The organism is Rhodanobacter sp. TND4EL1, assembly GCF_054061035.1.
In genome coordinates, this window is the sequence record NZ_JBSSDT010000001.1 from 385,433 (window position 1) to 403,848 (window position 18,416).

An 18,416-nucleotide genomic window follows, 5' to 3' on the forward strand; every position below is an offset into this window, starting at 1 on the left:
GGGAACCGACATGATGACTTTGGCCAGCCTCGCCTGCTGGTGCTGCGCCCTGTTGCTGGTGCATGTTTTCGTGGGCTATCCGCTGTGCATGTGGCTGCAAGCGCGCTTGCTGCCACGGCCGGTGTCCCGCCAGGACGTGACGCCCACGGTGACCGTGATCATGGCGGTGCACGATGGCGCACGTTACCTGCCAGCCAAACTGAGGAACCTGCAGGCGCTGGACTATCCGCCGGAGCAGATCGAAATCGTGATCGCCTGCGATGGATGCCGCGACGCCACCGCGATACTTGCCTGCGAGGCCGGTGACCCGCGTGTGCGCGTGCTCGAGTTCACCGAGCGTCGTGGCAAGGCGACCTGTTTGAATGACGCCGTCGCGGTGGCGCGGGGCGACGTGTTGTTGATGACCGATGTGCGGCAGAAGCTCTCGCCCACCTCGCTGCGGGAACTGGTCGCCAATCTCGCCGACGTCACGGTCGGCGCGGTCAGCGGCGAACTGCAGATGGAAAACGTGGACACGGGCTTCGCGCAGGGGATCGATGCGTACTGGCGTTATGAAAAACTGATACGTCACGCGGAAAGCCGCTCCGGCTCCACCATCGGTGTGAGCGGCGCCCTGTATGCGGTACGCCGGGCACTGTTCGAACCCTTGCCGCCCGGCACGGTGCTGGATGACGTGCTGGTTCCGATGCGAGTGGCGGCGGCCGGTTGCCGGGTGGTATTCGAGCCCCGCGCGTTGGCCTGGGACAAACCGTCTCAACAACCCGCCGAAGAGCGTCGGCGGAAGATCCGCACCCTGGCCGGCAATTATCAATTGATCCAGTTGGCGCCCTGGCTGCTGCTGCCGGGAAGCAATCCGCTGTGGTTCCGCTTTGTCAGCCACAAACTGCTGCGCCTGCTGGCTCCCTGGCTGTTGCTTGGGTTTGGTCTCAGCACGGCCGTTCTGGCTACCCGCCATGCGCCTTATGCATGGCTGTTGCTGGGCCTGCTCATCGGCGCGGCGCTGGTCGTGGTGGATCGAGTGCTGCCCGCAGCCGGACGCTGGCTGCCCATTCGACTGGCCGTCGCGTTTTATTACCTCAATTTGTTCGCTGCACAGGCATTGATCGCCTTCACCCGCAATCGAGGACTGCACCTATGGTGACCCAGAGCGAAACAAGCGATCGGGCCTCGGGTATTCGTGGCCGCCTGGGCGAACTCTGCTACAGCAGCGGCCTGTTGCATTCGCTGCAGCGGATGCGTGCGTGGTGGCAGAAGGATCTGCGCATCCTTGCCTACCACCGGGTCATGCCCCTGCCCGATCCGGCCACTTTCGATTTCGACCTCGAGTTGATCAGCACCTCACCGGAACGGTTCCGCGAACAGATGCGCCTGCTGAAGCAGCACTTCCGCCCCATGCGCCTTGGCGACGTGGCGGCCATGCTGGACGCCGGCAAACCCCTTCCCCCGGATGCTGTGGTGGTGACGTTCGACGATGGCTATGACGACAACTATCGAAACGCCTATCCGATCCTGCGCGAACTGGGGATTCCGGCCACGTTCTTCGTATCGACTGGCCACATCGACAGCGGCCGGCCATTCGCCTACGACTGGCTGGTGCACATGATCCTGCTCACCGGCGCGCCATCGCTCGTGCTGCCCGAACTCGGCATCGACCTGGCGATGCCGGAAGCGCGCGAGGACCGCCGCCAGTTGGCAGGGCGCGTGCTGCTGGAAATGAAAAACATCAGCGCCATCGCACAGTCCGACCTGATCACCCGGCTGGAACACGAATGGCGCATGCCCAGCAACGTGACACCGGTGGATTGCCGTCCGATGACCTGGTCGCAGTTGCGCGAAATGCACGATGCCGGCTTCGAGATCGGTTCGCACGGCGTGCACCACCGCATGCTGGCCAAATTGCCCCAGCAGATCATGGAAGACGAAGTACGTGATTCCAGGGTATCGCTGGAATGCGAGCTTGGTGTTACCCGGCCGCTGATGTCCTACCCCGTCGGTGGTGACCGCGCCTACGACGAGCGCGTGATCGAGGCGACCCGGGCGAGCGGTTTTCAGCTGGCCTGCTGCTACGTCTGCGGTACCAACCCGCAACCGGCGGACAACCGTTACGCACTGCAGCGCCTGCCGGTGGAACGCAACATGGGGCCGGGCTGGTTCGCAGCCATGCTGACGCTGCCCAGCCTGATGAGCTATCCCACCGCAAACCGCGCCACGGCAGCTGAACCGGAGCCCGAATGTTCCCCCTGATCCTTCTGTACCTGGTGCTGACGATCATCCGTCCCCAGGACTACATGCCGGCGTTGACGAACATACCGTTGCTGCCGGTGGTGCTGGTGCTGGCCTTTCTGTGCTGGATGGGCTCCAGCGCGAAGACGTGGGCGGCACCGCAATTCCTGATACTCCCGACGTTCCTGCTGGTGCTGATGATTTCGCAGGTCACCAACGGATGGACCGGTGGCGCTCTGGCCGAACTGGCCGAGTTCGGCCCCACGGTGATTGCCTTCTTCGTGTTCGCCGCCTGCTGTACCACCCGGCGACACGTGACCATGGCCATGGTGGTGTTTGTGTTGTGCTCGACCGTGCTGGCCTTGCATGGCGTGGATCAATTCAGGAACGGCGTTGGCTGGACCGGCATGCCGATGAGCGAGGATGGGCGAATCCAGTACGTGGGCATCTTCAACGACCCGAACGACCTTGGCCTGCTGTTTGCCGTCACCATCCCGATGGCGTTCTTCCTGCGTCATCGCAGTCACGGCCTGCTGCGACTGTTCTGGCTGGCGTGCGCCTTGCTGCTGCTGTACGGAACTTACCTGACCAATTCGCGCGGGGCCATGCTCGCGGTCCTGTTGGTCGCAGGTCTCTATGTATGGCATCACCGGGGGGCGTTGACGGCTGGCACGCTGGGCGTCGTGGGCCTGGTCTGCATGCGGCTACTGTCATCGCGCATGGATGAGCTTGATGCGGGCGAGGAATCCGCGCATGGCCGGGTGGAGGCCTGGTATGCGGGCATGCACATGTTCTTCGATCATCCGCTGCTTGGTGTGGGTGCAGGCAATTTCACCGACTACAACGACCTCACCGCGCACAACTCGTTCGTGCTGGTTCTTGCAGAGTCCGGCTTTATCGGATTCATGTTGTGGCTGGCGTTCGTCGTCTACAGCTTCTGGATGATGCGGACGGTGATACGCAGTCAGCCCGACGCTGCCGCCACACCAGAACAAATAGCGGAGGAACAGGAAGAGCGCACCATGGCGCTGACGCTGTGGCTGTCACTGTGGGGGCTTTTTGCGGCCGCCTTTTTCCTCAGTCGCAGCTACATGATCGTGCTGTACCTGGTACTGGCGATGGTCACCGGCTACTACGTCGGCGCCCGCCAGCGAATGCCTGCCCTGCCCGGGTTCAATCTGGGCGAAGGATGGTGGCGGTGGGTACCCACCGCGATGGGAAGCGTGGTCGGCATGTACGTGCTGGTCGCCATATTGTTGCGCACCTCATGAACACCCATGCCCCGAGCTTCCGCCCGCCCGTCTCAGCCGCGTGCGATCTCGCACCGGTGTTGATCCGGAGCAACGCGACATGAGTGGCGCTTACGAGGCGATGTTCCGGCATGTCCTGTTTCCTGCATATGAAACCGGGCTTCGCCGTCGCCATACGCTGGACCATCTTGCCGACTACCAGCGTGACCAATGGCTGGCGCCCGAACAGATCGCCACGTTGCAATGGCAGCGGCTGCGGCGATTGCTGGAACACTGCCAGCGCGAAGTGCCCTACTACCAGCGACGCTGGCGCGAACTGGGCCTTGTCGCGGACGACATCCGCAATCTCGACGACTACGCGAAACTGCCGTTGCTGACCAAGGCGGACATTCGCAGTCATTTCGACGAACTCACCGCCGACTCCTGGCGCGGGCGCCTGCTGACCAAGGCCACCGGCGGCTCGACCGGCGAACCGCTGCGATTCGGCTTCACCCGCGAGAGCAACGACCGTCGGACTGCAGTGATGTGGCGTGGCTATGACTGGGCCGGTTCGCGGATGGGACGGCGCACGCTGTTCCTGTGGGGTGGTTCGGTCGGTGAACCGACCCGCGCGCACCAGCTGAAAGATCGCGTATACAACGCCATGTTTGCCCGCCACATACTCAACAGCTTCCACATGAGCGAGGCGAACATGGCGCAGTTCGCCGATGCCATCGATCGCTACCGCCCGGAAATCATCGTTGGCTACGTCGGGCCGCTGGTACGGCTGGCGCAATGGCTGATCGACACGGGCCGAAAGATGACGCGGCCGCCGCAGGGCATCATCGGCGCGGCCGAATCGCTGCATGAATTCCAGCGTCAGATCATTGAACAGGCGTTCGGCTGCCCCGCGTTCAACACCTATGGCTGCCGCGAATTCATGCTGATTGCGGCGGAATGCGAGCAGCAGCACGGCCTGCATGTGAACGCCGACCACCTGGTGGTGGAGCTGCGCCACGCCATCGGTGCCGATGCAACCACACCGGGCGAGGTGGTCATCACCGATCTGTTCAACTACGGCATGCCATTCCTGCGCTACGCCAACGGCGACATGGCCACGGCAACCACCGCACGTTGTGCCTGCGGTCGTGGACTGCCCATGCTGGAGAGCGTCGACGGTCGCGTGCTTGATGCGATCCGCACCCCGGCAGGCCATGTGCTACCCGGCGAATTTTTCCCGCACATGCTCAAGGATGTGCGCGGTCTGGAGCGATTCCGCCTGGTGCAGCGCCGGCTTGACCGCCTCGACCTGTCCATCGTGCGCAACAGCGGATTCGACGACAGTTCGCTGGCCTATATTCGCCGGGAGGTGCACAAGGTACTGGGAGACAGCGTCGCCCTGCATTGTCATTTCGTCGACGATATTCCGCTGACGCCCAGCGGCAAGCTGCGTGTCACCGTTTCCGAGCTTTCGCCATGAACATCACCCATGTGGTTGAAAGCCTGGATCGCGGCGGCCTGGAGCGCATGGTGCTGGAGCTGGTGAAGCTGCAACAACAGCAAGGCCACCATTGCCAGGTCATCTGCCTGTTCGAGTGCGGCACGCTGGCGCATGAGCTGGAAGGTCTGGGCATTCCGGTCACAGCCTGCCACAAGCGGCAAGGTGTGGACCTGCGCGCATTGACGCGCGCGCGACGGATGGTCCGTGCCCATGGTACCGAAGTCATGCATACCCACAATGCGGTGGCACATTACCAGGCTGTCCTGGCCACCTGCGGCTTGCCCGTGCCGCGCATCGTCAACACCCGCCATGGCATGGGCGGCAATGCCCGTGCGGCGCGGCGCGAATGGCTTTACCGGCGGGCGCTGGTGCGTACCCAATCGGTCATCGCGGTGTGCGAAGCCGCCCGCCGCGACGCCATCCGTCGCGGCATCGTGCCAATGGCGAAGGCAAAGGTGATACCCAATGGCATCCGGGTAGATGCATTCCAGCCAGCTTCCCCCGCCATGCGCCAGCACCTGCTGAAGATGCTTGAGCTGCCTTCTCAAACCCGGCTGATCGGCAGTGTCGGGCGGCTCAACTGGGCCAAGGATCAGGCCGGGTTGATCCGCGCTTTCCGGCAGGTGCGCGAACAACAGCCCGAGTCGGCATTGCTGCTGATCGGCGACGGCGAATTGCGCGCCCGGCTACAGCAAGACGCCATCGATCAGGGCGTGCATGGCAGCGTGCATTTTCTGGGCGATCGCAACGACGTGCACGAACTCTTGCAGGGGCTGGACCTGTTCGTGCTGTCTTCGGTCAGCGAAGGCTATTCGATGGCCTTGCTGGAAGCCTGCGCGGTGGCACTGCCGATCGTCGCGACCGATGTCGGCGGCAACGGCGAGATCGTACGTGACGGGGATACCGGCCGGCTGGTTCCCGCGCGGGATCCGGACGCGCTGGCACATGCCATGCTGGACTTGCTGCAGGATCCGGCACGCGCCGCGATGCTGGCCCAGGCGGCGCGTTCGTGGGTCGAACGAAGCGGCACGCTGGATGTGATGGTGACGCGCTACGCCCAACTCTACCAGGGCGCAACCGGATGATGATTCCATGAAGATCTTGATCCTCACCAATCTGTTTCCGACACCGTGGGACCCGGCGCGCGGCGCATTCAACCGCCAGCAATTCGAGCGGCTCGGGCAGAAGCACGAAGTTGACGTTCTCACTTCGGTCGACTTTCGCGAGCGCTGGAGTCGCAAACGTGGCGAGGTGCGGACCCGCGGCTTGCGCACGGGCCATTTCCTGTTTGTCTATCCACCACGCTTCGGACGCTCGCTGCACGCGGCATGCTGGCTGCTCTCACTCCTGGTGCAGCATGGGCGGCAGATCCGCGCCGCACGTTACGACTGCGTGCTGGCCAGTTGGGCCTATCCCGATGCCGTGGCCGCGGGTTGGTTGGCGCGACGACTCGGCATTCCCTATCTGGTCAAGGTGCACGGCAGCGATCTCAACGTGCAGGCCACGCATGCGCTGCGCCGGCCGCAGATCCAGGCGGCTTTGCGCGGTGCCGGCGCTGTGGTTGCGGTCAGCCATGCGCTGGCCGGCAAGGTGACCGAACTCGGGGTGCGGAGAAGCCGCGTCCATGTGGTCTACAACGGCGTCGACCATGCCTTGTTTGCCCCCGGTTCGCGCAGCGAAGCTCGTGTGCGACTGGGGCTGTCCGCCGATACGCCCCTGTTGCTGTACGTCGGCAACCTGAAGTCCAGCAAGGGCTGCCTTGATCTGCTGGAGGCCCTTCCTGCGGTATTGGCGATACATCCCCGCGCCCACCTCGTCTACGTGGGCGCCGGTGCGATTCGGTCGACCCTGCTCGCCCGCGCCGCCGAATTGGGATGCGCGAAACGGGTACAACTGGTTGGTGAAGTACCCCATGGCGATCTGGTCCACTGGTTTCGCGCCGCCGATCTGCTGTGCCTGCCCAGCCACAACGAAGGCGTTCCGAACGTGGTGCTGGAAGCCATGGCTTGTGGTACGCCGGTAGTGGCCAGCAAGGTCGGCGGTATCCCTGAGGTGGTGCCCGACTACGCCGGCATCCTGGTGCCGCCACATGCCATCGAAGCCTTGTCCGCCGCGCTGATCCAGGCCGCGACAAAGAGTTGGGACAGTGCACGGATCATCGAGCACGCGGACGGTTTTCGCTGGGAGGACAATGTCAGTCGGGTGGAACGGATTTTGCTGGGCGTGATTGCGCCTGCGACCGTTCCGGTCGGAGCATCCGCATGAGACCGGGAGTGAAAAAACTGCACTTGCTCAAGCTTTTCCCGAAGGCGCTGGTGCTGACGCACGGACACCCGCACGGCGACGTTCGTTACCTGACATTTGATGACGGCCCGGATCCGAAACATACACCCCCCTTGCTCGACTTGCTGGGCGAGCATGACGTGAAAGCCAGTTTCTTCCTGGTCGGAGAAAAGATAGAGAAACATCCGAAACTTGTCCGGCGCATCGTTGCCGAGGGTCACCTTGTCGGCAATCACTCCTACAGTCACCGCCTGTTTCACAAGATGAAGCTGCGCCAGCAATTGAGTGAAATTCGCCGCACCGATATGTTGCTGTCTGCCATCGATCCGCAAAGTCAACATCGGGTACGGACGCCTCAAGGCCATCTTGCCGCTTCCCTGATGCTGTATTTCGCTTGCCAACGACGCGCGTTCGTCCACTGGTCCTACGACAGCCGGGACTATCAGCGGCAACCACTGGACAAACTGGTCGCCAGGCTGCGCAACAAGACACCCGCTGCCGGTGACATCGTGCTGATGCACGACGACCACGACCTGGCATGCCGCGCGCTGCGAATATTGCTGCCGGAGTGGCTGGCCAACGGCCATCGCTTCCACGCCCTGCCGCACGAGCCGAAATGAGGATCCTCTATCATCACCGCACTCGCGGGCGGCATGTCGAGGGTGTGCATATCCGCGGCATCGTGCACGCGTTGCGCGATCTCGGCCACGAAGTGACCGTGATGTCGTTCCCCGGCGCGGACCCCGAACAAGAACCGACCACCCAGGTCACCGGGCGCGGCCGGCTGGGTGCGCGGATCGCCAGCATGCCCGGCGTGCTATTCGAGTGCCTGGAGCTCGGCTACAACCTGATTACGTTATGGCGCATGTCGGCAGCCATCCGGCGGCGGCGGCCACAACTGATCTATGAGCGCTATTCACTGTTTCTGTTCGTCACCGTCTGGCTGGCGCGACGGCACGGCATTCCGGTCATTCTTGAAATCAACGACTCGGCGCTGGTCGAGCGCGTGCGTCCGCTGTATCTGAAGAGGCTTGCTCGACGCATCGAAGGCTGGTGCCTGCGCCGCTGCAGCGGGCTGGTCTTCATCTCGGGCTACTTCCGTCTGCAGGCAACAGACGCCTACGGCGACATTGCACCGTCCGTGATCTCGCCCAATGCCGCCGACCTGGCGCACTTTGATCCGACCCGCTTCGATCGACCGCGTTTGCGGGCCGAGCGTGGCCTGACTGACCGTGTCGTGTGCGGTCACATCGGTGCGTTTGCGCACTGGCACGGCGTGAACGGATTTGTCGACGCCATCTCGCAGCGTCTGGCCGAGGTGCCGAACCTGGCCCTCGTGCTCGTCGGTGACGGCGTCACCTTGCCTGCGATACGAGCCCTCGCTGCCGAGCGCGGCCTGGCGGATCGCATCCTGATGCCCGGGCGTGTGGCCCATGACGAAATTGCCAGCTGGATCGCGTGCATGGATTACTCCGTATTGCCGGATTCAAACCAGTACGGTTCTCCCATGAAACTGTTCGAACTGATGGCGATGGGCGTGGCTGTCGTTGCGCCTGATTACGCACCGGTAGCCGAGGTGATTGAGGATGGACGTACCGGTTGGTTGTTTCCGCGCAAGCAGACCGATAACTGTGTCCAGCACGTGCTCGACCTGGCGTTGCAGGCCGACGAACGCCGCCGTATTGGTGCTGCTGCGCGTGACTACATCGTGCGCGAACGTCAGTGGCGCAACAACGCCGAGCAGTTGCTGACCCTGTTGCCGGCGGGAGAAGCAGGTCGATGATCACTCTCATACTCGGCGTCGTGTTGGCTGGAGTGGCCTTGATGGCGGCGGCGCTGGTCTACGCCATCCGCGCCCGCAACATGCATATCTGGCTGTGGAGCTATCTGCGGCGACCTCGTCCGCCGGCCGTCGACGGCCCGGTGCATGTGATGTTCTGCTTCGTCGACCACTTCGAGCCGGCCTGGGGCAAGGTCGATCTGGCCACCCAGCGCGAGCGCGTCGATCGCTGGTGCCGTGATTATCGGGTGCTTGCCTCGACCCATCGCGATGCTGATGGACGTCCGCCGCAACACACGTTTTTCTATCCCGAGGAGGAATACCTCGAGGAACATCTGTGCAAGATCGCCACGCTGTGCGCCGAAGGCTACGGCGAAATCGAGATCCATCTGCATCACGACAATGACACCGAGGCCAACTTCCGTACCACCATCAGCCGCTTCAACGAGTTGCTGCATGAGCGCCATGGCGCCTTGCCCCGAGATCCGCGCACCGGCGAGCTTCGGTTCGGTTTCATCCATGGCAACTGGTGCCTGGACAACTCGCGCGCAGACGGCCGCTGGTGCGGCATCAACAACGAACTGATCCTGTTGCGCGAGCTCGGTTGCTATGCCGATTTCACCCTGCCATCGGCACCGAGCGACACGCAAACCCGGATGGTCAATGCCATCTACTACGCCACCGACGACCCCTCGCGCCCGAAATCCCACAACACCGGCGAACCGGTGCGGGTCGGCGGCAAGGCCAGCGGCGATCTGATGATCGTGCAGGGACCCCTCGGCTTGAACTGGCGTGAACGCCGCTTCGGTCTGATTCCGCGTATCGAGGCAGGCGACGTGCGCCGCAACTGCCCGCCAACGGCTGACCGGGTGGATGCGTGGGTGCGCACCGGTATCCATGTCGAGGGTCGGCCCGAATGGGTTTTCGTCAAGGTACATACGCATGGCACCCAGGAGCGCGACATGGATACCCTGCTCGGCCCTGCCGCGCAGGCAATGCACGATCACCTTGAGCGCACGTACAACGACGGCAGACGCCACGTGCTCCACTATGTCACCGCGCGTGAGGTCTACAACATCATCCGGGCCGCTGAGGCAGGCCTTGCGGGCAATCCGGCTCAGTACCGCGACTTCGAACTTCCGCCCCCGCCGATGCATGCAGATATGCAGGAATCGAAGCCAGGAACGGAGGTTTCGTCAGCGTGACAATGCGTCAGAAATCTGGAGACCTTTGCGTGAACCATGTGCCGCCGGTTTTTTGTCTCGATGCAGAAAGGTGTCGCTTGCCATGTTGAGTGATGTGCATGTCCATTCACCCACGGCACGCGCAGGCAGGGCACACGTCCTGACAGGTGCCCACAGTTCGAAAGCTGGAGTGACAAACATGTTGAAGTTGCTGCGCCATTGGGTGGGAAGCGCGATCGAGGCTCGTCATCTGCCCAAACTGAGGATCGATCTGCAGCTCGCCAAGACGGCTGGAAACGATCCGTTCTTCGAACACATCGTGCGAACGTTTTATATGGAGGCGATGCAACGTCACCGGAAATTCCCACTCGTTCGGCAATACCAATATGGCTTCTGCGTTTGTACCCTTCCCGCGGATTTCAAGGATTACTTCGGTTCGATCGAAAGCGCCGGGCGTCGCAACTACAAGAAGTCCCTTCGTCTTGGATACACTTTTTCGCGCCTTGACTACAACGCTTACCTGGACGACGTGGTGGCGATCATACGATCGAGTGATGTCCGTCAGGGCAAGGCGATGCCGGAGCACCTGCAAACTCGTGTCAGCGCCGGAATCAACGATCCGCCATCGCGATCGAATCGACATGACTATCCCTATTACGGAATCTTTCGTGACGGCCATTTGTATGCGTACGCCAGCTGCCTGATTGCCGGCGAACTCTGTGCCATTCAAACCATTTTCGGGCACGTCGAACATCAGGACGACGGTATCGTCCCGATGTTGATCATCAGCCTGGCGGAGTGTGTCATCAGGGACTATCCCCATGTCAGGTACTACGCCTATGGAAGCTATTACGGCGCGACCCCATCGATGCAGCGCTTCAAGCGGAAATTCGGATTCATGCCGCACCTGGTCCGCTGGGAGCTCGGCGCCTGAAGCAACGTCGGGTGGCAGCACCTCACGACGAGGACTTTGCGGGGCTTCTCTGCAACGTGTTTGCCATCCGCATCACCATTCGGCCCGGTGGCCCCAGGCGGTCGGTGATGACTGCCAGCAACAGATAGTCGCGTTCACTCCAGTAGCGGACCAGAAAGCTTCCCGGCAGGAAAATCGCGAGGAAGACCACTCCCCCAAGAAGAAACCCGAAGCGGCTGTGAAGCAGGTCGACCGTCAGCCATGCGCCCACAGTGGCGATGATTGCCACGCTGAGCAGTCGCGTCATCGCGGCGACCGGCAAGCCACCTGCAGTGATACGGCGCAGATAGAGGATGGACAGCCCCAGCTCGGCGAATCGGGTACCCGCGTATGTCATGACCGCGCCGGCCAGACCGAAGTGCGGAATCAGGAGAATGCCCAGCAGCGCGTTGGTGATCAGCGCCATGACCGTGATGCGTACCCGATCGTCCTGACGATCAACGACGATCTGGAACGCCGCAATGCTGTTTCCGATCAGGAGCAGGCCTGCCAGCACAAGAGTGGCTTCTATCGCCGGAATCGCCTGGATATAGCGATTTCCGTACATCAGCGTGACGATTTCAGGGGTTACCACCAACCCCACGCCCGCAATGACAAGTCCCATCGCCCAATAGAAGCGGGTCGCGTCAGCGAGCAGCTGCGCAGCCTGCTCCTGCCCGCTTTTGCCGAAGGACTTGGCCATGTAGGGCAATAGCGTCGCCGTCAGCCCCACCGAGAAAAGGTCAACCGCGCCGCGAGTGAGGGTGGCGGCAATCGCAAAAAATCCGACCGCCGCCGAAGTGGAAAACATGTTCAACAAGAACACTTCAATCATGCTCGACTTGAATGAAATCAGCAGTACCAACCCGGCGGTCAAGTACAAGTGTCGCGAGAGGCGTCGACTGATCTCTGCGGGTATGGGGCCAGCTTTCAACGGTCGACAATATCGGTGGAACGCGAGTCGATTGACGAGATTTATGGTCAGGCAGGCCACTGCAAACAGCGCAATGAAGTCGATCAGCGCAGCATGAGCGAGCGTGGCCGCCCCGATCAGCCCGATGCCGAACACACCGGAAAGAACCGTGGACAACGACGCGGGCTCAAAGCGCTCCTGGCCCTTCTCCACCGCGACCATCATGAAATAGTTGGCCTTGGCCGCGACCGCAATGATGACGAACAACATGACCTGCGGCAGAAAGGGCCTCCACTCATTGGGTCGCACAATGCCGGCCACGACAACGAACAGTGCAAGCACGATGAGTGTGCTGATGTGCTGATAACGGGTGAGCCGATGGGCAATATGCGACGCGACGTCGGGTTCGCCGGCGCCGTCGGCCTCCGCAATGAACTTCGTGGACGACGTGGTCAGCGCATGGTTGCTGCACGTCATCAACCAGCCACACAACCAGAGTACGAAAGCGTAGCGACCGAAATCTGCCGGCCCCAATGTCCGCGCAATCCAGATACTGACAACCAGACCGAGCGCATACTCGATGTAAGTGGCCGCAGACACCATGGTGATGCTGCGCAACACCTCAATGCGGCGATTCATGGTGTGCTCGACACTGTCTTCGGGGGAGACTGACGCCCGCTACCTGCCGGCTGCCGGATCAACCACGCCACCACACCGCTGCCGCGGTTGTTCCAGTTGAATCGTCGCAGAGTGTCCGCCTCGCTGGCGCAGGCCTTGGTCAGGGAATGCGTTATGAGAGCGAGGCGACGTTCCAGTGCCGCACTTTGGCGCGGGTCGCGCTCGAAATAGCGCGCAGCGGCGACGGGCAACGCCAACTCCACCGTATGAGCGTCGCTGTACCAGCCCTCGGATTCCTGAATCCTGTCCATTGCCGCTTTGCTGGCATGTGCGGATGACCAGTACCAGGCGATCTGCCCCTCCGGGCCGGAGCACGGGTTGCGCCATCCGTGCGGGTTGAGCATCTGGTCGGAGCGAATCCAGCCGTACTGCTCCATGTAATGGCCAAAGTCAGTGATCATGTCCGGAATGCGGGAGTCGCCGGTAACCAGCCACGCATGCCACAGGCCATCAATGATGTTTTCGCTCATCCATGGCGAGCTGCCACGAACTTCCTTGGCGGGGTCCCAGTCGCCGCCCTCGTGCTTCAGCCAACTGTTGCGCCACGAGCCATCATCACCCAGGTGATCGGGGTTGTTCCGCTGATGTTCGTAAAGCCATCCAATGCGATCCTTGATGCGCGCCAGGTAGCGCGAATCACCCGTCAACTCATAAGCACTGACGGTTTCCAGCAAGCCGAGGCCGGCGAAGCGCTCCGTGAATTCCTGCATCGGGTCGCTGTAGGGTCCCGGCGGGTTGTTCCAGCCACCGCTTTCCCAAAGCGTCATCATCTTGTCGACGGTTTCCGTATCGCTTTCGCTGTCGTCGCCGGTCAGGCCGAGCGCCAGCAGGATGGGCTCGACATAGACATATTTCACATCGCAGGGCTTCTTGTTGTAGGTCCATCCCCCAGCGCAGAACGGGCTCATGGGAAGCCCGTCGCGGCGGATGTATGTCATGTAGAAGCGGTAACTCTGCTCGGCCGCCTGCAGGTAATCGAAACGCCCGGTGCGTACATAGGCCTTGAACAGGGTCGATGGGCGATCGAACAGCCACGCGGTCGAGTCATCCACCGGGAGTCGACGTGCCCAGGTGAATTGTTCCGATACGAAGTTCGCCTGCAGTTCGCCCGCTGCCGCCGGCACCTGTGGTCCGGCAATGAGGGAGTCGCACAGCCAAGCTGGCTCGAGCGTCGCCAGGGCCTGCGGCTGGCGCATGCCGTGCTCCGCGCCGACCAGCCCTTCGCCATACGACCAGCCGGCGAGATCGAGGTGCCGCGGTTGTCCGATCGAAAAGTAGAATGTCCTGGGCTCGCCAGTCAGCGTGGCCCGGAACTGCGCGCGGACGGCGCGTATGCTCCCGTCCTTGGCAAACCAGCGCAGAGTGGTCTTGATCGAAGCCGGTACTTCAGCCCCCTTGTCGTCAAGAATGCGCACCAGGCGGGCGTCGCGAAGCATGCCTGGCGGAAACGGGATACCCACGGAAACCGGCACGGGTTCGGTCCCGACGGTGCCGTCGTTGCGCCGCAAGACGATGCGCTGTTTCCCGATCCGTTGCGCCGATGGTGTTGCCGGCTCCGGCGCCGCGACTTTCGCGACATGGCCCGTCGACGCCACTGCAGGCTGCGTTCCGTCGACCTGCTGCCGTGCTGAAATGCCCATGCTCAAGGACATCATCGACAAGGCAAAAGCGAAGGTGAGCACGCTGCAGAGCAGCCCTGGTCGCCGAATGCGATACCGCCTTGACGGCAATTCACGCATGGGAGGCGAGCCGATTCGTGTCGGCCAATTTGCCGACCGGGAGAACGCTCCTGCCAGCGAGTTGCCATTCCCAGCGCAAAGCCGTTCCCACGATGACGTCAAGGTCGTCATAACGCGGAACCCAATCAAGCCGCTGCTTGAGCCTGTCACTGCATGCGATCAGGCTCGGTATGTCGCCGGCACGACGTGGCAACTCGATCACGCTCAAAGGTCGATGACCTGCACGCTCAACCGCGTCAATGACCTCACGGACACTGTAGCCGTGGCCGTAACCGCAGTTGAGCGTCAATGACTCACCGCCGGCACGCAGATGATCGAGCGAACGCAGATGGGCGGACGCCAGGTCCTCGACGTGGATGTAGTCGCGAACACCGGTGCCATCCGGCGTGTCGTAGTCAGTCCCGAAGATCGACAGGCTGGCACGCTTGCCGACCGCATGCTCGCAGGCGACCTTGACCAGCAGGGTCGCCTGCGGCGTGGAATGCCCTATCCGCCCCTGCGGGTCGCAGCCTGCCACGTTGAAGTAACGCAGGATCACGTGCCGCATCGCACCGGTGGCGCTGTGGTCACGCAACATCGTCTCGGACATCAGCTTCGAGGAACCGTAGGGATTGATCGGCTGGGTGGGCGTGTCTTCGTCGGCAATGCCGTTGGTGGTGACGCCGTAGACCGCCGCCGTGGAGGAAAAAATCAGGCGGCCAACTCCCGCCTCGGCACAGCAGGCCAACAGGTTGCGGGTGTTGCAGGTGTTGTTGCCGTAATACTTCAGCGGGTCGCTCACCGATTCGGGAACCACGGTGTGTGCCGCGAAATGCAGCACGGCGTCAACCGAATGCGTCGCCAGCACCCGTCGGACAAGCTCCATGTCGCCGATGTTCCCGACCACGAGTTCGGCGCCCTGCACCGCCTCTCGAAAGCCGGTGCTCAGGTTATCCACGACCACCACGTGTTCGCCACGCGCGACCAGCTGCTGGACAACATGACTTCCGATATAGCCGGCACCGCCGGTGACGAGGACTTCATTCATGACGACGCATCCATGGCGGCGACGGGAAAGTTTCGGGACAGCCAATGTTCGATGCTGTCGATCAGGCGAGTGCGATCAACATTGAGGATGTAGGTGTGATCTGCCGCGCCGAGAAAACGGGTGCTGCACGCGGGATGGGCCACGACGCGACCAAAACATTCGCGGAACTGGCGTGCGTGATTGAAGTAGTTGTTTATGCCGCCGCTGTATATGAGGCTGATCTTCAAGCCGCGATCAAGCATGCTGGCCAGGTCCGACTGCACGACGTGCCGTGGCAGCGGCGCCACCGCGAAAACCGGGTCCGTGCTTTTCGGGGCTGCAGCACGTTGGCGATGGGTGAGTTTGCGGCGCCAGCGGCCAACGTCGAACAGTCGAGGGAGGTAATGCCGCAAGTGATAGCCCGGCGTGCGGTAGGCATATCCGTCCAGAAAAATGGCGCCAGCCACCCGCGCTTCGGTACAAGCCACCGTATGCGCATTCTGGGCGCCGGAACACAGGCCGATCAGCACCATGCGCGAGCAACCGGATACCTTCGTCAGCAGATCCATGGCATCGGCAACATCGGAGCACACCTGCTGCGTCTTGGTTTGCGACCCTTCGCAGGCACCGCTGTCACCCAGCGTCGAGAGATCGAAACGCAGGCTCGGATATCCGCTCGCGTTGAGGCGGCGCGTCAATTCGACATGCAGGCGGAATGGGCCTATGCGGTGAACCAGGCCGGCATTGAGCACGACTACGCCCACGCTATCCGCATCCGGATTTTTGTCGGGCATGCCGGCAATCCCGACCAGGTGTCGGGCGCGTCCGAAGCGAAAAGCCTGCTCTGCCATCACGCAGCCTCGCGAAGATGACCGGTTATCGCGCGAACCACCGGATGCGAAAGAATTGCCAGCTCCAGCCTTTGCAGATCCTCCCAGGGGGTCGGTGGTTGCAGTGCCAGCACATCCGCCTGCAGGCTTTGCCATTCGCCGACCGGCGAAGCCGAAAGCGAGTCGAGTATCAGCGTGGGGACTCGCGTCGGCTCTAACTGGAGCTCGATCAGCTGCTGCCGCAACCGATCGCTGGTCGCGAAACCAAGCCACTGGTCGGCCGCGTCCGATGCCAGTCGTGGCTTGGTGAAGCGTTGTGCATCCACGGCAAGTGCGCGCTGCATCCTGTCGAGCCTGGCCGCGTACGCGCTGCCGTCCAGTACGGGATCCCACGCCACCAACCCGGCAAGGCTGCCCGCCCTTGCCGCGCAAAGCGCGATGCTGCCACCCAGCCGGGCGCCGAATGCCGTGATTTCCGTGGCGCCGCTGCGCGCTCGAAGCTCGGCAGCCGCGACAAGGGTGTCGGCCACACATCGATCCCAGTCGACCTCCACGCTGTCCCCGGCCGAATCACCCGTGCCGTAATAGTCGAAACGCAACACGGCAATCCCCTCGGCTACAAGGGCATGGGCCAGCTGTCGATACAGTCGATGGCAACGGATCTGATCCTGACCCAGCGGCGGGCATAGCAGCACGGCCTTGCGCGCCGGAGCGAGGGTGGCGTGGAACATGCCGAACAGCTCGCCATCCTTGCCGAAATAGAACGGCAACTCCTTGTCATGGTGCAGGTTCATCGACGGAACACCACGCCGAGGAAAATACGGGTTTCGCGATAGCTCTGACTGGCGACATTGCTGGAGCGCCGTTGACGATCCACCGCAAGGTGCGCGCTCCAGTGCGACGTCCATTGGCGGTTGAGGTCCAGGCCGAAGCGCACGGTCCTGTCGCGACGATCCAGGCTCGTGTAATCAATGCGCTGGATACCGGCCAGCGCGGAGAGCGTGAGCTGCGGACGCAGCCGGTAGCTCAGATTGACCCCGCCTCCGCGGCCAGTCTGGTCAAAGGTGGATTCGTTGAGATAGTGCACCTTGCTGAACGCCGGCGTGACCGACAAGGTCAGACGCTCGGTGTTCAACGCATAAGTTGCTTGCAGCAGGCGCTCCTGATAGACCTGCGCATCGATGACGGAGCTGCCCGTGTTGATGCTTTCAATGGTCGGACTTGGCGTCTGTCCCGCGGCCAACATGTCTTGCGCGGCATCCGAATACTGATATGCCCCGGCGAGGGAGAACGTGCTGCGCTGAGTAGGCCGCCAGGCCAGTGCCAGGCGCAGCAAGGGATTCGACACGCTGGGTGAATGATCGAAAGACAGCTGTGACCAGCCGGCCGAGGCGTCGATATCGAAACGAGCCAGCTTGCTGCTGTAGGCGACGTAGACCTCGTTTCGGTCGTAATTGGCCTGGTTCTGATTCACGAAGTCGACGTGCTGGGTTTCGGCGTTGACGGACAGCTGATCAGTGGGACTGATATCCCTGAACAGGCGAGCCGCGACGGAACCACGGGAGGAGTTGAACTCATCCACCTTCGAGGCGTCGCTGTTGACGTAGCGAAGCTCGACCTGTCCTCGCATGGCGTCGCCGAAACGCAAGTGAAGGGTGGGCCCAAGCGCCAGCACATTGGTTTGCTGTTGATTGCCCGGGGCATCGCTTGCCAGCGAATCGATGGGCTGCACAGAGGCATAGTCCTGCACCGAAAAATCCAGCCGTTGCGGCAACACGGTCCAGTTCGCCATGCCGGCCAGTTGGGTCTGGGTCTGGTTGTCGAACTTGCCGCCGGTGTAGTCGTGATATTCCAGCGCGCCGACGACGTTCGCCTGCAGCACCGATCCTTGCTGCGTGAACGCGAAATTGAGTCCCGGAATCAGAATATTCTCGCTGATCGGGTTCTGGTTGCTCAGGGTGATATTGCTGCTGTGCTCTATGCCGGCATACAGCGAATAGTCGAACTGCGCGGCCACGGTCATGCCGGGGCTGACCACAAGCGCTAGCGTGATCGCGCGGACAAACCTGGTGGATCCCGGCATGTGTCTCCCTCCGAT

General features: G+C 62.3%; 16 protein-coding genes. 10 read left to right on the plus strand and 6 right to left on the minus strand.

The window, feature by feature from the left end:
- Positions 1–10: 10 nt before the first annotated feature.
- From ACVWWQ_RS01795 to ACVWWQ_RS01840, 10 genes are all read left to right on the plus strand, one after another.
- Positions 11–1,141 carry a glycosyltransferase family 2 protein gene (locus ACVWWQ_RS01795; RefSeq protein WP_457383277.1) on the plus strand — a complete coding sequence of 377 codons (1,131 nt, stop codon included), beginning with the start codon at positions 11–13 and terminating at the stop codon, positions 1,139–1,141.
- Complete coding sequence (locus ACVWWQ_RS01800) at positions 1,135–2,244, plus strand: polysaccharide deacetylase family protein (RefSeq protein WP_457383278.1); 1,110 nt, start codon at positions 1,135–1,137, stop codon at positions 2,242–2,244. The genes ACVWWQ_RS01795 and ACVWWQ_RS01800 overlap by 7 nt, the downstream gene beginning before the upstream one ends.
- Positions 2,232–3,494 carry an O-antigen ligase family protein gene (locus ACVWWQ_RS01805; protein ID WP_099652157.1) on the plus strand — a complete coding sequence of 421 codons (1,263 nt, stop codon included), beginning with the start codon at positions 2,232–2,234 and terminating at the stop codon, positions 3,492–3,494. Before ACVWWQ_RS01800 ends, ACVWWQ_RS01805 begins: the two co-directional genes overlap by 13 nt.
- A 79-nt stretch (positions 3,495–3,573) precedes the next feature.
- A complete protein-coding gene (locus tag ACVWWQ_RS01810) occupies positions 3,574–4,932 on the plus strand; it encodes a phenylacetate--CoA ligase family protein (RefSeq protein WP_133950402.1) in 1,359 nt (452 codons plus the stop codon).
- Positions 4,929–6,038, plus strand: a complete 1,110-nt coding sequence (gene pelF / locus ACVWWQ_RS01815) for a GT4 family glycosyltransferase PelF (RefSeq protein ID WP_133950401.1) — start codon at positions 4,929–4,931, stop codon at positions 6,036–6,038. Before ACVWWQ_RS01810 ends, pelF begins: the two co-directional genes overlap by 4 nt.
- A 7-nt stretch (positions 6,039–6,045) precedes the next feature.
- Positions 6,046–7,218 carry a glycosyltransferase family 4 protein gene (locus ACVWWQ_RS01820; protein ID WP_133950399.1) on the plus strand — a complete coding sequence of 391 codons (1,173 nt, stop codon included), beginning with the start codon at positions 6,046–6,048 and terminating at the stop codon, positions 7,216–7,218.
- An 8-nt stretch (positions 7,219–7,226) separates the two neighbouring features.
- Positions 7,227–7,856: a polysaccharide deacetylase family protein gene (locus ACVWWQ_RS01825; protein WP_457383279.1), complete on the plus strand. Its 630-nt coding sequence runs from the start codon at positions 7,227–7,229 to the stop codon at positions 7,854–7,856.
- Complete coding sequence (locus ACVWWQ_RS01830; RefSeq protein WP_133950395.1) at positions 7,853–9,019, plus strand: glycosyltransferase family 4 protein; 1,167 nt, start codon at positions 7,853–7,855, stop codon at positions 9,017–9,019. Before ACVWWQ_RS01825 ends, ACVWWQ_RS01830 begins: the two co-directional genes overlap by 4 nt.
- Positions 9,016–10,221, plus strand: coding sequence for a hypothetical protein (locus ACVWWQ_RS01835; protein ID WP_133950393.1), 1,206 nt, complete (start codon positions 9,016–9,018; stop codon positions 10,219–10,221). Before ACVWWQ_RS01830 ends, ACVWWQ_RS01835 begins: the two co-directional genes overlap by 4 nt.
- 178 nt (positions 10,222–10,399) lie before the next feature.
- A complete protein-coding gene (locus ACVWWQ_RS01840) occupies positions 10,400–11,134 on the plus strand; it encodes a hypothetical protein (RefSeq protein ID WP_133950391.1) in 735 nt (244 codons plus the stop codon).
- A gap of 22 nt (positions 11,135–11,156) precedes the next feature.
- Here the strand turns inward: ACVWWQ_RS01840 and ACVWWQ_RS01845 are convergent, their stop codons facing one another.
- The 6 genes from ACVWWQ_RS01845 to ACVWWQ_RS01870 all read right to left on the minus strand — a co-directional run bounded on the left by ACVWWQ_RS01845 (position 11,157) and on the right by ACVWWQ_RS01870 (position 18,401).
- Positions 11,157–12,704, minus strand: a complete 1,548-nt coding sequence (locus tag ACVWWQ_RS01845) for an oligosaccharide flippase family protein (protein ID WP_133950389.1) — start codon at positions 12,702–12,704, stop codon at positions 11,157–11,159.
- Positions 12,701–14,383: a hypothetical protein gene (locus ACVWWQ_RS01850; protein WP_133950387.1), complete on the minus strand. Its 1,683-nt coding sequence runs from the start codon at positions 14,381–14,383 to the stop codon at positions 12,701–12,703. The genes ACVWWQ_RS01845 and ACVWWQ_RS01850 overlap by 4 nt, the downstream gene beginning before the upstream one ends.
- Positions 14,384–14,474: 91 nt before the next feature.
- Positions 14,475–15,509 (minus strand): UDP-glucose 4-epimerase GalE, encoded by a 1,035-nt coding sequence (gene galE, locus ACVWWQ_RS01855; RefSeq protein WP_133950385.1) that lies wholly within the window; start codon positions 15,507–15,509, stop codon positions 14,475–14,477.
- On the minus strand, positions 15,506–16,339 hold the full coding sequence (locus ACVWWQ_RS01860) for an alpha/beta hydrolase family protein (RefSeq protein ID WP_133950958.1): 834 nt from the start codon (positions 16,337–16,339) through the stop codon (positions 15,506–15,508). Before ACVWWQ_RS01860 ends, galE begins: the two co-directional genes overlap by 4 nt.
- Entirely contained in the window at positions 16,339–17,112 is a 774-nt protein-coding gene (locus ACVWWQ_RS01865) for an alpha/beta fold hydrolase (RefSeq protein WP_166669748.1), read from the minus strand. The genes ACVWWQ_RS01860 and ACVWWQ_RS01865 overlap by 1 nt, the downstream gene beginning before the upstream one ends.
- Positions 17,109–18,401, minus strand: coding sequence for an outer membrane beta-barrel protein (locus ACVWWQ_RS01870; RefSeq protein ID WP_133950381.1), 1,293 nt, complete (start codon positions 18,399–18,401; stop codon positions 17,109–17,111). Before ACVWWQ_RS01870 ends, ACVWWQ_RS01865 begins: the two co-directional genes overlap by 4 nt.
- Positions 18,402–18,416 lie beyond the last annotated feature (15 nt).

Bases quoted from the DNA above. Each gene is read 5' to 3' on its own strand.
- ACVWWQ_RS01830 (WP_133950395.1), top strand. From the start codon at position 7,853: ATGAGGATCCTCTATCATCACCGCACTCGCGGGCGGCATGTCGAGGGT.
- ACVWWQ_RS01795 (WP_457383277.1), top strand. From the start codon at position 11: ATGATGACTTTGGCCAGCCTCGCCTGCTGGTGCTGCGCCCTGTTGCTG.
- ACVWWQ_RS01850 (WP_133950387.1), bottom strand. From the start codon at position 14,383: ATGGGCATTTCAGCACGGCAGCAGGTCGACGGAACGCAGCCTGCAGTG.
- ACVWWQ_RS01840 (WP_133950391.1), top strand. From the start codon at position 10,400: ATGTTGAAGTTGCTGCGCCATTGGGTGGGAAGCGCGATCGAGGCTCGT.
- ACVWWQ_RS01870 (WP_133950381.1), bottom strand. From the start codon at position 18,401: ATGCCGGGATCCACCAGGTTTGTCCGCGCGATCACGCTAGCGCTTGTG.
- pelF (WP_133950401.1), top strand. From the start codon at position 4,929: ATGAACATCACCCATGTGGTTGAAAGCCTGGATCGCGGCGGCCTGGAG.
- ACVWWQ_RS01800 (WP_457383278.1), top strand. From the start codon at position 1,135: ATGGTGACCCAGAGCGAAACAAGCGATCGGGCCTCGGGTATTCGTGGC.
- ACVWWQ_RS01860 (WP_133950958.1), bottom strand. From the start codon at position 16,339: ATGGCAGAGCAGGCTTTTCGCTTCGGACGCGCCCGACACCTGGTCGGG.
- ACVWWQ_RS01820 (WP_133950399.1), top strand. From the start codon at position 6,046: ATGAAGATCTTGATCCTCACCAATCTGTTTCCGACACCGTGGGACCCG.
- ACVWWQ_RS01845 (WP_133950389.1), bottom strand. From the start codon at position 12,704: ATGAATCGCCGCATTGAGGTGTTGCGCAGCATCACCATGGTGTCTGCG.
- ACVWWQ_RS01805 (WP_099652157.1), top strand. From the start codon at position 2,232: ATGTTCCCCCTGATCCTTCTGTACCTGGTGCTGACGATCATCCGTCCC.
- ACVWWQ_RS01835 (WP_133950393.1), top strand. From the start codon at position 9,016: ATGATCACTCTCATACTCGGCGTCGTGTTGGCTGGAGTGGCCTTGATG.
- ACVWWQ_RS01865 (WP_166669748.1), bottom strand. From the start codon at position 17,112: ATGAACCTGCACCATGACAAGGAGTTGCCGTTCTATTTCGGCAAGGAT.
- ACVWWQ_RS01810 (WP_133950402.1), top strand. From the start codon at position 3,574: ATGAGTGGCGCTTACGAGGCGATGTTCCGGCATGTCCTGTTTCCTGCA.
- galE (WP_133950385.1), bottom strand. From the start codon at position 15,509: ATGAATGAAGTCCTCGTCACCGGCGGTGCCGGCTATATCGGAAGTCAT.